This is a genomic window from Micromonospora sp. NPDC005215 (assembly GCF_040607915.1).
In the GTDB taxonomy this organism is placed as follows: Bacteria; Actinomycetota; Actinomycetes; order Mycobacteriales; family Micromonosporaceae; genus Micromonospora.
Map to the genome: position 1 here is coordinate 135,799 of NZ_JBEXHQ010000003.1, position 13,968 is coordinate 149,766.

At 72.3% G+C, this 13,968-nt stretch carries 11 protein-coding genes; 7 read left to right on the top strand and 4 right to left on the bottom strand.

Features of this window, described 5'->3' with window-relative positions; all coding sequences use genetic code 11:
• Nucleotides 1-55: 55 nt before the first annotated feature.
• Entirely contained in the window at nucleotides 56-745 is a 690-nt protein-coding gene (locus tag ABZU25_RS04165; RefSeq protein WP_355027855.1) for a TIGR03089 family protein, read from the bottom strand.
• Between the two features lie 154 nt (nucleotides 746-899).
• On the opposite strand from ABZU25_RS04165, the gene ABZU25_RS04170 reads away from it, so the two are divergent.
• Both ABZU25_RS04170 and ABZU25_RS04175 read left to right on the top strand, forming a co-directional pair.
• On the top strand, nucleotides 900-2,045 hold the full coding sequence (locus tag ABZU25_RS04170; protein ID WP_355027856.1) for a glycosyltransferase family 1 protein: 1,146 nt from the start codon (nucleotides 900-902) through the stop codon (nucleotides 2,043-2,045).
• A 64-nt stretch (nucleotides 2,046-2,109) separates the two neighbouring features.
• On the top strand, nucleotides 2,110-3,201 hold the full coding sequence (locus ABZU25_RS04175; RefSeq protein ID WP_355027857.1) for a sugar phosphate nucleotidyltransferase: 1,092 nt from the start codon (nucleotides 2,110-2,112) through the stop codon (nucleotides 3,199-3,201).
• On the opposite strand, the gene ABZU25_RS04180 is transcribed toward ABZU25_RS04175, so the two are convergent.
• Entirely contained in the window at nucleotides 3,170-3,778 is a 609-nt protein-coding gene (locus ABZU25_RS04180; RefSeq protein ID WP_355027858.1) for an NUDIX hydrolase, read from the bottom strand. The genes ABZU25_RS04175 and ABZU25_RS04180 overlap by 32 nt on opposite strands.
• Nucleotides 3,779-3,817: 39 nt before the next feature.
• Here ABZU25_RS04180 and ABZU25_RS04185 point away from each other — a divergent pair, with 39 nt between their 5' ends.
• Nucleotides 3,818-4,864, top strand: a complete 1,047-nt coding sequence (locus tag ABZU25_RS04185) for a hypothetical protein (RefSeq protein WP_355027859.1) — start codon at nucleotides 3,818-3,820, stop codon at nucleotides 4,862-4,864.
• Between the two features lie 286 nt (nucleotides 4,865-5,150).
• Nucleotides 5,151-6,149 (top strand): winged helix-turn-helix domain-containing protein, encoded by a 999-nt coding sequence (locus tag ABZU25_RS04190; RefSeq protein WP_355027860.1) that lies wholly within the window; start codon nucleotides 5,151-5,153, stop codon nucleotides 6,147-6,149.
• 246 nt (nucleotides 6,150-6,395) lie between these two features.
• Here the strand turns inward: ABZU25_RS04190 and ABZU25_RS04195 are convergent, their stop codons facing one another.
• Both ABZU25_RS04195 and cofD read right to left on the bottom strand, forming a co-directional pair.
• Nucleotides 6,396-7,481 carry a coenzyme F420-0:L-glutamate ligase gene (locus tag ABZU25_RS04195; protein ID WP_355027861.1) on the bottom strand — a complete coding sequence of 362 codons (1,086 nt, stop codon included), beginning with the start codon at nucleotides 7,479-7,481 and terminating at the stop codon, nucleotides 6,396-6,398.
• Complete coding sequence (gene cofD, locus ABZU25_RS04200) at nucleotides 7,478-8,428, bottom strand: 2-phospho-L-lactate transferase (protein WP_355027862.1); 951 nt, start codon at nucleotides 8,426-8,428, stop codon at nucleotides 7,478-7,480. The genes ABZU25_RS04195 and cofD overlap by 4 nt, the downstream gene beginning before the upstream one ends.
• Nucleotides 8,429-8,634: 206 nt before the next feature.
• Between cofD and ABZU25_RS04205 the strand changes: the two genes are divergently transcribed.
• The 3 genes from ABZU25_RS04205 to ABZU25_RS04215 all read left to right on the top strand — a co-directional run bounded on the left by ABZU25_RS04205 (nucleotide 8,635) and on the right by ABZU25_RS04215 (nucleotide 13,923).
• The gene (locus ABZU25_RS04205) at nucleotides 8,635-10,041 is read left to right on the top strand and encodes a transposase (protein WP_355027863.1); all 1,407 of its coding nucleotides are present in this window, start codon (nucleotides 8,635-8,637) and stop codon (nucleotides 10,039-10,041) included.
• Between the two features lie 58 nt (nucleotides 10,042-10,099).
• Nucleotides 10,100-11,083 (top strand): hypothetical protein, encoded by a 984-nt coding sequence (locus tag ABZU25_RS04210; RefSeq protein ID WP_355027864.1) that lies wholly within the window; start codon nucleotides 10,100-10,102, stop codon nucleotides 11,081-11,083.
• 296 nt (nucleotides 11,084-11,379) lie between these two features.
• The gene (locus ABZU25_RS04215) at nucleotides 11,380-13,923 is read left to right on the top strand and encodes a bifunctional FO biosynthesis protein CofGH (protein WP_355027865.1); all 2,544 of its coding nucleotides are present in this window, start codon (nucleotides 11,380-11,382) and stop codon (nucleotides 13,921-13,923) included.
• Nucleotides 13,924-13,968 lie beyond the last annotated feature (45 nt).

Consider the following 13,968-nt stretch of genomic DNA (forward strand, 5'->3'; position numbering starts at 1 on the left):
CTACTCGGTCCAATCGCGGGCCGCACCCGTCGGACCTCCGCAGGGCGCGGCGGCCCTAGCGGAGGGGGTGCGTGACTCTCTCTGTGGTCAGCCTGGCGGCCAGGCGGGCGGGGTCCTGGTTGGCGCAGAGGACCACGGTGGCGGCCCGGGTCAGCGGGGCCAGCAGCCAGTCGACCGGGTCCGGGTAGCGGGCGGCGTCGACGAGGACGCGAGCGCCGGCCTCGATGCCCAGCTCCGCGGCGCGGGCCTCGGCGCGGGCCAGCAGGTGCTCGTCGGTGGGGCCCGGCCCCGGCTGCGGGTTGAAGTGGTCGCCGTGCCGGCGTACCTCGACCACGTAGTCGGCGAACCCGGGCGGCACCTGCCGGAGCGGGGCGGCGAGCGGAGCCAACCCGAGGGCGTACCGCTCGTCGGCCGACCAGGACTGCGCCTCGTCGAGCCGGTCGGCGGCGGCGAAGAGCACGTCGACGTCGCCTGGCGTGTCGATGACGCTCAACTTGGTCGACCAGCAGCCCAGCAGGACCGCCGCGGTCTGCCAGTGCGGCGGTAGCAGCACCCCGGCCGCGGTGCCCGGGGCGAGGCCGACCTCGTCGACGAGAAGGTTGGCGGTCTTCGCCACCCAGTTCGCCAATGTGGCGCCGGAAAGCTCGGTGCGGTCGCCACTGGCATCGTCGTACCAGGTGAGAAGCGGTCGGGTCGGGTCGGTCGCGATCGCGTCGGCGAACACCCGGGCAATGTTGTCGGCCATCGGCGCGAACGATACGCCCCTACGGGCCGTACTCGATGACGATGACAACTCGGCGTACCGTCGGGTCGCAGTCAGCGTCGGCCCCGCGCTCCGGCGTAGGCTTGACCCCCGGAGTGTTGTTCCCCACAGACCCGCCAGTGCAAGGAGTCGCCCCGTGACCGCCGGTCGCCCGCCCCGCGTGCTCATCGACGCCACGAGTGTCCCCACCGACCGTGGTGGCGTCGGTCGATACGTCGACGGTCTGCTCGGTGCCCTCGGCAAGGTGTGCGGGTCGGGGGTGGAGCTGGCGGTGGTCAGCCTCCGCACCGACCTGGAGCGTTACACCCGGATGCTGCCCGGCGCGGAGATCATCCCAGCTCCGGCCGCCGTGGCGCACCGCCCGGCCCGGCTCGCCTGGGAGCAGACCGGCCTGCCGCTGCTCGCCCAGCAGGTGAGCGCCGACGTGCTGCACTCGCCCTTCTACACCTGCCCGCTGCGGGCCGGGTGTCCGGTCACGGTCACCGTGCACGACGCGACGTTCTTCACCGAGCCGGAGCACTACGACAAATCCCGCCGCACGTTCTTCCGCAGCGCCATCAAGACCTCGCTGCGCCGCGCCAACCGGGTGATCGTGCCCAGCAAGGCCACCCGGGACGAGCTGATCCGGCTGCTCGACGCCGACCCCACGCGGATCGACGTGGCCTACCACGGTGTCGACCAGGCGGCCTTCCACGCCCCCACCGAGGAGGAGAAGGCCCGCGTCCGCGCCCGGCTGGGGCTGGGCAACAGCAGCTACGTCGCCTTCCTCGGCGCCAAGGAGCCGCGCAAGAACGTACCCAACCTGATCCGTGGTTGGGCGCAAGCGGTGGCCGACCGGGCCGAGCCGCCGGCCCTGGTGATCGCCGGCGGGCAGGGGCACGACGACGACATCGACCGGGCGGTGGCCGAGGTCCCGTCGCACCTGCGCCTGCTGCGCCCCGGCTACCTGCGCTACGCCGACCTGCCCGGTTTCCTCGGCGGCGCACTGGTCGCCGCCTACCCGTCCTACGGCGAGGGGTTCGGGCTGCCGATCCTGGAGGCCATGGCGTGCGCCGCCCCGGTGCTGACCACGCCCCGGCTCTCGCTGCCCGAGGTGGGCGGCGACGCGGTCGCGTACACCTCGGAGGACCCGGAGCAGATCGCCACCGACCTGGCCGCGCTGCTCGACGACGAGCAGCGGCGGTTGTCGCTGGCGAAGGCGGGGTTCGACCGGGCCAAGGAGTTCACCTGGGAGTCCAGCGCCGAGGTGCACATCGCCGCCTGGAGTCGCGCCCGTTCGTGACCCCCCCGGGTCCCTGGTGGTGACCCGTGCCACTGCCAGCAGGTGCGTCGGGCATGATGTGCGGATGCTTTATGCGGTCATTCCGGCAGGTGGCAGCGGCACGAGGTTGTGGCCGTTGTCCCGCGCCGGCCACCCCAAGTTCCTCCACCCGCTGACCGGCACCAGTTCCTCGCTGCTCCAGGCGACAGTGGAGCGGCTCGCGCCGCTGACCACACCGGATCGGACCCTGGTGGTCACCGGCGCCGCGCACGTCGCGGCGGTGGCTCGGCAGCTGACCGGTCTGCCGGAGGAGAACATCCTGGTCGAGCCGTCCCCCCGGGACTCCTGCGCGGCGATCGCCCTGGCCGCCGCGGTGATCGCGGCGCGCGACCCGAACGCGGTGATGGGCAGCTTCGCGGCCGACCACCTGATCGGCGACCCGGGCAGCTGGGTCCACACGGTGCAGGAGGCGGTCCGGGGGGCCGAGCAGGGAATGCTGATGACCGTCGGGATCACCCCGACCCGCGCGGAGACCGGCTACGGCTACCTGGAGACCGGCGAGGAGACCGACGATGCTCCGTGGCGGCCGGTGACCGAGTTCAAGGAGAAGCCGGACGCCGAGGTCGCCGAGGCGTACGTCCGGTCCGGCCGACACCTGTGGAACGCGAGCATGTTCGTGTGGCGGGTGGATGTCTTCCTTGCCGAGCTGGCCCGCCAGCAGCCGGCGTTGCACGCCGGCGTCGCCTCGATCGCCGCCGCCTGGGGCACCCCCGAGCAGGACGAGGTGCTCGGCGCGATCTGGCCGACCCTGCCGAAGATCTCCGTCGACTACGCGGTGATGGAGGGCGCGGCCACCGCGGGTCGGGTCGCGACAGTGCAGGGCGACTTCGGTTGGAACGACGTCGGCGACTTCCACACCCTGGGTGAGGTGCTGCCGGCCGACGAGGCGGGCAACGTGGTGCTCGGCACCGACGCCAAGCCCGGGGTGCTCCTGCGGGACAGCGCCAACCTGGTGGTGGTGCCGCAGTCCGGTCGGTTGGTGGCTGTCCTCGGGCTGCGCGACCTGATCGTGGTGGACACCCCGGACGCGGTGCTGGTCTGCCCGCGCGACCAGGCCCAGGGCGTCAAGGCCCTTGTCGACGAGCTCAAGGCGCGCGGCGAAGAGGGCTACGTCTGAGGGCCGCGAGAGCCGGCGCGACCAGTTGCACGGTCCCGCCGGCCAGCGGTTCGGGCAGCTGGTCCGGCGGAAACCAGCCCAACTCCTCGGCCTCGTCGCTGACCTGCTCCACCGCGCCGGGCGGCGCGACCACGACGAACCGGACGTCGTAGTGGCGTGAGCCGCCCTGGCAGAGCACCTCGTGCACGTCGACATCGATCGGCACCGGGTCGATGCGCAGGCCGGCGATCCCGGACTCCTCGGTGGCCTCGCGAAGCGCGGCGGCCACCAGGGTCTGGTCGACCGGCTCGCAGTGCCCGCCGAGCTGCACCCAACGACCGAACTTGACGTGCAGACAGAGCAACACCCGTGCGCCGGTGGCGTCCAGCACCAGCGTGCTCGCGGTGATGTGCCCGGGGCGGTGTTGCCGGCTCATCGCGATCGGCCCGGCCGCGAGCAGGGCGAGGGTCTGGTCCCGCGCGGTGGAGGCGGCCGGGCTGGTCGGCTGCCAGCCTTCGAGCAGCGCGGTGGCGTCGGCGTGCAGCGACGCGTACGCCTCGGGGTCGGTCGGCTGGGCGGTGATCGAGGTGTCGGACACCCCACCACTGTACGAGCGGGTGCTCCGTACGCTGGCTCGGTGACCCTGCGACTCGTCGAATTCGTGGTGGCCGGCAACGAGGCCAGCGATCTGCTGCCGGTGCGGTCGATGGCGCTGCTGCGCGCGTACGGCGCCCGGCGGGGCTTCTGGACGGTGCTGGACGAGGGGCCGGTGGAGCTCTGCCTGGCGTTGCTGCTGGAGCGGGACGACGGCGAGTGGACGGCCCGGCACGTGCTGGCGGACGCCGGTGTGGAGAACGGGCGGACCGAGGATGGCGAGGCGCTCGCCCATCACGACGGCTGGGTGTACGTCTTCGGCTCCCACTTCGGCTCGAAGGCTGGCCCGCTGCGGCCCCGGCGCGCCTTCGTGGCCCGTTTCCGGGAGGACGACGCGGCGGCCGGGCCGCTACCGGTGCACGTGGTGCGCAATTCGTTCCGGCTGCACCGGGCGGTGAACGACGCCCTCGCCGGGTCGCCGTTGACAGTGTTGCCACCGGGGGAACGGGTGCGGGAGCGGTTCATCGTGGAGACGCTGGCGCGGGGGACCGCCCGGGAGAAGCGCTGGGTGAGCCGGCTGGCCCCGGACGACCTGCCGTTGAACGTGGAGGCAGCCGCCTTCACCCCGGGCGGGACGGTGCTGCTCGGGCTGCGGTTCCCGGTGACGGACGCCGGTGAGCCGATCCTGGTGGAGGTGGCCGGTGTGCCGGGCATGTTCGCGGCGGAGCCGGCGTGGCCGGTGGCGTTGCGCGCGTACGCGTTGACTGGGGTCACCCCGCCGGGGAAGCTGACCGGCTTCCGTGCGATCACCCCGACGTCGGACGGCGGGTACGCGGCGGTGATCGGCTCGATCGACGCGCTGGGCAAGGGCTCGGTGCTGCTCGACGACCATCCGGGCGGCGGTGACGTCACGTCTCGGCACGTCCGTTTCCGACTCCCGGCCGCCGGGTCGGACGACGTGTGCCGGCTGGTCGGTGAGCCGGTGCTGGACCTGGCGCCGTTCCACCACGTGGAAGGGCTGGCCGAGCTGGACGGGCGACCGTTCTACGTCACGGACGAGGATCACCGGGTCGCGCTCTGGGTTGGTTGAGCCGAGCGGGTGATGCTGAGGGCGGGATGACCGGACGGCACCTCTGCGGAGCAAGGGCCGCAGACCCTCGTGGTGCCGCCCGATCACCGGGGCCTCCCCAGACCCGGTGCCCTGGCACCGGGGCTTCAAGGACGCACCGGCACCCTGTTCGGGCACTGGAAGCATGTCGAACCGCTCCGCCGACGTCGAGGTTTTTCAGTCCAGGCTTAAAGATGGAGATTAGTGCCGGCCAGGTAGAGTCGAACGGTCACCCGGCATCCCCCTGCTGGCGACACTGGAGCGCTCCATGCTGAAGATCCACTTTTCCGGGGAGGACATCCTCCGGACCCGGGTGGCGCCGGCGGCGGACCCGGTCTGGGAGCTGGTCCTCAGCCTGCACGCGTTGCAGAGCCGCAACCGCGACCCGTTGACGGCGAACTGGCGGCGCACCGTGTCCCAGGGGCTGCGTCAGGACGTCGCCTCCGAGCAGCTCCGGTTGCTCTTCGCGTTGAGCCCGCCGCGCGGCTACTTCCCGGACTTCCTCACCCCGTATGCCAGCGTCGACGGCTTCGAGGCCGGGTTGGACGCGCTCCGCAGCACCCCGACCGGGATGCTGCAACGAGACCTGAGCGTGCTCGCCGCCGAGAACCAGTTGCCGCCCTCGGCAGCCGCGCTGGCCCGGGGTGAGGTGGCGGTGCTGCACCACCTCGCCGATTCGATGGTCCAGTACCGGTCGTTGGCGATCAATCCGTACTGGAGCCGGATCCAGTCGGCGGTCGCGGCGGACCGGGCGCACCGGGCCAGGGCGCTGCTCGACGGTGGTGTCGAGAGCCTGCTCACCAGCCTCCGGCCGGCCATGCGCTGGGACGGTGGGGTGCTTGAGGTCCGCAACTACCCACACAGCCGGGAGCTGCACCTGGACGGTCGAGGGCTGCTGCTGGTGCCGTCCTTCTTCTGTGCGGACACGCCGGTCGCCCTGCTCGATCCGGCCCTGCCGCCGGTGCTGGTCTACCGGGTGGACCGGCTGGGCGGGCTGGCGTCGGTCGACGGCACCGGGGCGGCCCGGTCCGCTGCCGCCCGCGACTCACTCGCCGCGCTGCTCGGCCGCACCAGAGCGGCGGTGTTGCAGGCCAGCGACGAGGGCTGCACCACCGGCGAGGTCGCCCGCCGACTCAACATCTCACCGGCGGCGGCGAGCCAGCACGCCACGGTGCTGCGCAACGCCGGCCTGCTGGTCAGCCACCGGGACCGCAACAGCGTGCTGCACACGTTGACCCCGCTCGGCCGGGCCATGCTGGACGCCTGACCCGCCACCGGTCACCGCGCGAGCGCGGCGTGTGCCGGGCGGATGGCCCGGCCGTCTCTCACCGCGCGAGCGCGGCGTGTGCCGGGTGGATGGCCCGGCCGTCTCTCACCGCGCGAGCGCGGCGTGTGCCGGGTGGATGGCCCGGCCGTCTCTCACCGCGCGAGCGCGGCGTGTGCCGGGCGGGTGGCCCGGCCGTCTCTCACCGCGCGAGCGCGGCGTGTGCCGGGCGGGTGGCCCGGCCGTCCCTCACAGCGCGAGCGCAGCGCTCGCCGGGCTGCCGGGCGGCGGCGGTAACAGTGTCGACCCGACGCCCTGGGCAGCCAGGGCGACGCGCAGTCGGTGCAGGTCGGCGCCGAAGCGAACCAGGCCGATCGGGTCGACGGGTGTGGGGGCCGAGCCGAGCACCAGGGTGGCCCCGTCCGGCCATCCGGGCATCTCGGCGACCAGCCCGGCGCGTACCTCGGCCTCGTCGACCAGGGTGAAGACCGTGCCGGGGGCGACCACCCCGGCGACCGCGTCGATCGCCCGTCGCACCGCGGTCAGGTCGGCCGGCGTGGGGCCGGGGCCATCGGCCAGGGTGGCGGCGTCGGCGAGCCCGGCGGCGCGGGCTTCGGCGGTGCCGAGCGCGAAGAGGTCCTGTGCCGCGTCGCGGATCAGCGCCCGCGCGCCACCGGCGTCGCCCGCGGTGGTGGCGGCGAGGTAGCCGCGCACGACCGCGACGGGGACCTGATCGCACTTGCCCTTGATCAGCTCACCGGCGGCGGCCAGCTCGTCCACCACGGCCATCTGGGTCAGCTGAAGCTCGTTGCCGTACGGATCCACCTCGCCCCGGTGGTCGCGGATGGCCGGCATCCCGGCCACGCCCAGCGCCACGTCGGTGAGCCCGTTGCGCCAGGGTCGGCCCATGGTGTCGCTGATGATCACGGCCACGTCCAGGTCGTAGCGCTCTCGCAGCGCGTCGCGGAGCGCCCGCGCCGACGCGTCCGGGTCGACCGGCAGCAGCACCAGCTGGGTCTTGTCCACGTTCGACGCGTCGATCCCCGCGGAGGCCATCACGAAACCGTGATGGGTCTGCACGATCCGGGTCGGCCCCCGACTGGCGACCACCCGGGCGGTTTCCCCGGCCAGGATCTCGTCCCGTGCGGCCAGCCGCTCGGGCCCGTCCGCCGGGACGTCGACCAGCCGCCCCTCCGACTTGGAGACGATCTTGCTGGTCACCACCAGCACGTCCCCGTTACGCAGCCACGGCGCCGCGGTCGCGATCATCGCCGCCAGGTCGTCACCCTCGGTCACGTGGCCGATGCCGAGCACCGGCAGGATCTCCAGCCTCACGTCAACTCCACCGCGGCGCGGACCATGGCCGCCGTCGCCGCCTCGTCGGTCATCCGCAGCGGCATCGCGCGGACCGTCACCCCCGGCACCACCGTGCCAGCGTCCTCCTCGGCCACCAACCAGCCATCCAGCAGGCCGCCGCCGTCCGACCGGCCCCCGTAGAGGCGGCCCACCCCGGCGGCGCTGCACTCGACACCCAGCACGGCGAGGCAGCGGTCGGCCATCCCCCGCACCGGAGCGCCCCCGATGATCGGTGCGACGCCAACCACCGGCGCCGGGCCGTCCGCCACCGCCTCCCGCAGCCCCGGTACGGCCAGCACCGGTGCGACGCTCACCACCGGGTTGCTGGGAGCGACAAGCACCAGGTCGGCGGAGCCGATCGCGTCCAGTACCCCGGGTGCCGGCTTCGCCGTCTCCGCACCGACGAAGACGAAGCGGTGGGTGCGGATGTCGGCCCGGTGCCGTACCCACCACTCCTGGAAGTGGATCGCCCGCTGACCCTGCTCGTCCTCCACCACCGCGTGGGTCTCCAGGCGGTCGTCGGTCGCCGGCAGCAGGCGTACGCCCGGCTGCCAGCGGGTGGACAGCGCCTCGGTGACAGCGCTCAACGGGTAACCGCCGTTGAGCATGGTGGTGCGTACCAGGTGGGTGGCGATGTCCTTGTCGCCGAGGCCGAACCAGTCCGGCTGTGCCCCGTACGCGGCCAACTCGCCCTTGACCGTCCAGCTCTCGCCGACCCGACCCCAGCCCCGCTCCGGGTCCGCGCCGCCGCCGAGCGTGTACATGACGCTGTCCAGGTCGGGGCAGATCTTCAACCCGTGCAGCCACAGGTCGTCGCCGACGTTGACCACGGCGGTCACCTCCGCGCCGACCTCGCGGGCGTACGCCCGGACGCCGAGCAGGAACCGGGCGCCGCCGATGCCGCCGGTCAGAACCACGATGTGCATGACGACCATCCTCGCGCACGTGACGCCTCCGGTCCGTCGGTGCCCCTGGAGCAGTGACTCCAGGGTTGATTGATTGACTGGAAGTGGCTACAAATAGGCGTAATGAGTAGCGTTTACCGGATCAGGGAGTTCGCCAACCGAGTGGGCGGTCGACTACGCCGCTACGAGAAGCAGTTCACGTCAGCGGACCTGACCGAGGATCTGGCGTGAAGACGACCCGGATCGCCTACTCACACCGGCTCAACGCAGGCAAGTACGCCGCGCTCGCTGAGCAGGCTCGGCGGCTGGGGCGGGTGCGCTCCGAGGTGTGGCAGCGCTACGCCTCGGTTGGCGGTGCTTGGCTCACCGACCGGCAGGTCCGCGACCGCTGGCTGGCGGAAGGCACCCACCGCCAGTTCGGGGTGCTGGCCACCCCGTGGAAGGAGACCGTCCGCGACGCGATGGCCGACATCACGGCGACCTGCGAAGCCGCGAAGGTGCCGGCGCGCGAAGCCATCCGACGCCATACCAGCGACCCTGCCGAGCGTAGGCGGCTGTTCGGTCTACTCAAAGCTGATCGGTGGGGCCAGGACCCGTATCTGTCGCGGTTGATGCGCTTGCGCTGGCGGCGGGGCCACAATCGCACCCGCAATCAGATCGTGGTGCGCGCCGACCAGCACAACACGCGTGTCGACGCGCATGGGCGGTTGTGGCTCGCCGTACCCGGCCTCGTGCGACGGCAACTGGTCCGCATCCCGCTGAACACCATCGTCGCCCCAACGGGCACCTTGCGGCTGATCCTGCGCGGCGACCCGGTGGAGATCCACTATCAGATCGACGCCGCCACGATGAAGACATCGCAGCGGCCGTGCGGTGAGGCGACAATCGGCGTGGACAAGGGCTACACGGAGGCGCTGACCGACTCCGACGGCAACTACCACGGCGAAGGTCTTGGTCGCCTGTTGACCACAGAGTCCGATCGCCTCAAGGAACGGAACCGCCACCGTGCGAAATTGCGGTCAGTCGCCAACACCGCCGCCCGGCGTGGCAACCACGCCAAAGCTGACCGGATTGCCCGCAACAACCTGGGCGCGATCAAGCGTGACCGGCAGGCCGGTTGTCACCAGGCGCGGGTGCGCACGGAGATCTTCACCGCCGTGCACCAGGTGGTGGACAAGGCTGCCGTCGTGGTGGCCGAAGACCTGACCAAGACGTTCACCGGGCGCAAATCGCTCGGCAGGAACACTAATCGGCGTCTCGCCGCGTGGACCAAGGGAGTCACCGCGCGGGCGCTGAAGAATGTGTCGGAGCGCAGAGGTTCTGCGCTCGTGCACGTCAATGCCGCCTACACCTCACAAGTCTGTCACCGCTGCGGCTGCCTCGGCCGCCGCGCCGGGGACCGGCTTCACTGCACCTCGTGCGGGGTGGTGTGGCAGGCCGACGTGAACGCCGCGATCAACGTCCTGCGACGACATGGTGATCCCGACATCACCCTGCACACCCCGCACCTCGTGGTGAAGCAGATCGTGCAGGCGCGAGCCGATCGCCACCGGAGCAGACTGCCGCTCCCGGACTCCAGCCCGGTCCGCCGGGCGGAGAGCGAATCATCCGAAGCGCTCAGAAATGAGCGGTGACAAGGAAGCAGACTAGGCTCACGTGCGCCCTGTCCGCTCATGCCCCGAGGGGGAGTTCGTGACCAGCCCCGCCGAGCCCGCGTCCGCCGACGCGGCGCAGGCCCGTCAGCTGACCAAGCCACTACGCGAACTCGCCGCGCTCGCGTTGCTCGGCGCCAACGCCGTGTTCCTCTTCGTGGGCCTGCTCCGGCTGATCGACCCGGACGGCTCCTTCACCGATCGTGCGGGCGACGCCTTCGGCACGTTCGTGGGGGTGGAGGCGGTGGGCCTCCCGCTGCTGGCCGTGCTGCTGGCCACGCACATCTCGCCGGTGGTGCCGAAGGCCAAGCTGATCACACAGGTGGCCCTCGGTGAGTACGGGGTCAGCGCCGTGTTCGGCACGCTGACCCTGCTGATCTGGACGGTGGGTCAGCTGGCCGATACCGAGGTGCTCGACGCGCTCCTCGGTGTGCTCACCCAGTTCGCCTGGATGATGATCTTCGCGGTCGCCGCCTGGGTCGTCTACACCATCTGGCGTGCCCACTACTACGTGCCGCGGCCCAAGCCTCAGCCGGGTGTCTACGGCCAACCGCAGCCGGGCTGGCCGCAGCAGCAGGGTGGCTGGCCTACCCCGGGGCAGCCCGGTGGTCAGCCGCAGGGCGGGTGGCCGGCTCCCGGCCAGCCGGGCGGGTACCCGCCGGGTCAGTTCGCCGGCCCGTACGCCCAGCCGTCGCCGCCGTTCCAGGCCCCGCAGTCGGCCCCGCCGCACCCGCAGGCCGCGCCGCAGTCGGCCCCGCCGTTCCCGCAGTCCGCTCCGCCGGTCAACTCCGCGCCGCCGTCCCCGGCTGCGCCGCCGTTCGGGCAGCCGTCTTCGGCCGATCCCACGCAGACGATTCCGCGCCAGTCCGCCGACTCGGCCGCGGCTGACCCGACGCAGGCCATCACCCGCCCCGCCGACCTGGCTGCGGCTGACCCGACGCAGGCCATCACCCGCCCCGCCGAACCGGACGACGACCGTACCCAGTACATCAAGCCCGGCGAGCACCCCGACCAGCCCCGCTGAGTCGTCCTCCTGGATGACTCCATGATCAGGTGATGAGAAGTAGGTCGACAGCGCTCCTGGCACCTACTTTTCATCACTTGATCACAGCGCTGCCGGATCGCTGGTGGCTGGCGCTGCCGGATCGCCGGTGGCTGGCGCTGCCGGATCGCCGGTGGCTGGCGCAGCCCGATCGCTGGTGGCTGGCCGCAGCGAGATCGCCGGTACGGGTACCCCGTCGGTGCGAACCAGGTGGGCCGTTTCTCACGGTGCGGGCTGGGACTGGCGGGGCGGGCTGGCGCTGCGCATAGGCTGAGCGGATGGTTGATCGCACCCAATCTGGCCCGAGTGACGCTAGCGTGCGGCGGGCCCTGGGCCGGGCCGCGACCGGGCGGGCGCTGGATGTCGACGAGGCGACCGCGCTGCTCTCCGCCCGTGGTGACGCCCTCGACGATCTGCTCCGGATCGCCGGTGGGATCCGCGACGCCGGGCTGCGGGACGCCGGGCGGCCGGGTGTGGTCACGTACTCGAAGAAGGTTTTCATCCCGTTGACCCGGCTCTGCCGGGACCGCTGCCACTACTGCACGTTCGCCACGGTGCCGCACCGGCTGCCGGCGCCGTTCCTGGACCGCGACGAGGTGCTGGCCATCGCGCGCGCCGGTGCCGCACAGGGCTGCAAGGAGGCCCTCTTCACGCTCGGTGACCGGCCGGAGGAGCGCTGGCCGGCGGCTCGGAGCTGGCTCGACGAGCGCGGCTACGACTCCACACTGGACTACCTGCGGGCCTGCGCGGTGGCCGTGCTGGAGGAGACGGGCCTGCTGCCGCACCTCAACCCCGGCGTGCTGTCCTGGTCTGAGCTGCAACGGCTCAAGCCGGTGGCCCCGAGCATGGGCATGATGCTGGAGACCACCGCTACCCGGCTCTGGTCCGAGCCGGGCGGCCCGCACTACGGCTCACCGGACAAGGAGCCGGCGGTCCGGCTACGCGTGCTCGACGACGCCGGCCGGGTCGGGGTGCCCTTCACCACCGGCATCCTGATCGGCATCGGCGAGACGCCGGCCGAGCGGGTGGACGCGCTCTTCGCGATCCGCCGCGCCCACCGCGAGTACGGCCACCTCCAGGAGGTGATCGTGCAGAACTTCCGCGCCAAGCCGGACACGGCCATGCGCGGCATGCCCGACGCGGAGCTGCACGACCTGGCCGCCACGGTGGCGGTGGCTCGGCTGCTGCTCGGCCCGAAGGCCCGGATCCAGGCCCCGCCGAACCTCATCGCCGGCGAGTACGAGCTGCTGCTGCGCGCCGGGATCGACGACTGGGGCGGTGTCTCGCCACTCACCCCGGACCACGTCAACCCGGAACGCCCGTGGCCGCAGATCGAGGAGTTGGCCCGGCACACCGAGCTGGCCGGGTTCACACTGCGGGAGCGGCTGACCATCTACCCGGAGTACGTGCGCGCCGGCGACCCGTGGCTCGACCCGCGGCTGCTGCCGCATGTCAACGCCCTGGCCGATCCGAGTTCCGGCATGGCGGTCGAGTCGGCCCGGCCGCAGGGTCGTCCCTGGCAGGAGCCGGAGGAGGTGTTCGGCGGGCGCATCGACCTGCACGCCACGATCGACACCACCGGCCGGACCGACGACCGGCGCGGCGACTTCGACAGCGTCTACGGCGACTGGTCCGAGGTCGCCGGCAAGGTCACCCCCGAGGCGGCGGCGCGCCGAGCGGGCGTACCCCCGGTGCCGGCCGGGAGTGGCGCGGACCGTGACCTGGCGGCCGGGTTGCGGTTGGCCGCCGACGACCCGGCGGCGCTGCTCGATCCCCGGCACACCGACGCCGCGCTGGCGCTGTTCGGCGCGGACGGGCCGGCGCTCGACGCGTTGTGCCGGCTCGCCGACGACGTCCGCCGCGACGCCGTCGGCGACGACGTCACCTACGTGGTCAACCGCAACATCAACTTCAGCAACGTCTGCTACGTGGGCTGCCGGTTCTGCGCCTTCGCCCAGCGTGAGCGGGACGCCGACGCGTACCGGCTCTCCGTCGACCAGGTCGCCGACCGGGCCGAGCAGGCGTGGGCCGTCGGTGCCAGCGAGGTCTGCCTCCAGGGCGGCATCGACCCGAAGATGCCGGTCACCGGGTACGCCGACATCGTGCGCGCGATCAAGGCCCGGGTGCCGGAGATGCACGTGCACGCGTTCTCGCCCATGGAGATCGTCACCGCCGCCGCGAAGGCGGGCGTGCCGGTGCGCGAGTGGTTGACGCAGCTGCGCGAGGCCGGGCTGGACACCATCCCCGGCACCGCCGCGGAGATCCTCGACGACGACGTGCGCTGGGTGCTGACAAAGGGCAAGCTCCCGGCCGCCGCCTGGGTCGACGTGGTCAGCACCGCCCACGAGCTGGGCATCCGGTCCAGCTCCACGATGATGTACGGCCACGTCGACCACCCCGGGCAGTGGCTGGCGCACTTCCGGGTGCTGGCCGGGGTGCAGGACCGCACCGGCGGGTTCACCGAGTTCGTGGCCCTGCCGTTCGTGCACACCAACGCCCCGATCTACCTGGCCGGCATCGCCCGCCCCGGACCGACGTGGCGGGAGAACCGGGTGGTGCACGCGATGTCCCGGCTGCTGCTACACGGTCGCATCGACAACATCCAGTGCTCCTGGGTGAAGCTCGGCGACGAGGGCACCGTGGTGATGCTCCAGGGTGGGTGCAACGACCTGGGCGGCACGCTGATGGAGGAGACCATCTCCCGGATGGCCGGCTCCGACAACGGGTCGGCGCGTACCGAGGAGCAGTTGCGGGCCATCGCCGAGGCCGCCGGACGGCCGGCGCGCAAGCGGTCGACTGCGTACGGTCACGCCCGACCCTGACGTCGAACCTTTCCCCGCCGCCGGCCGTACCACGCGATGCCGGCG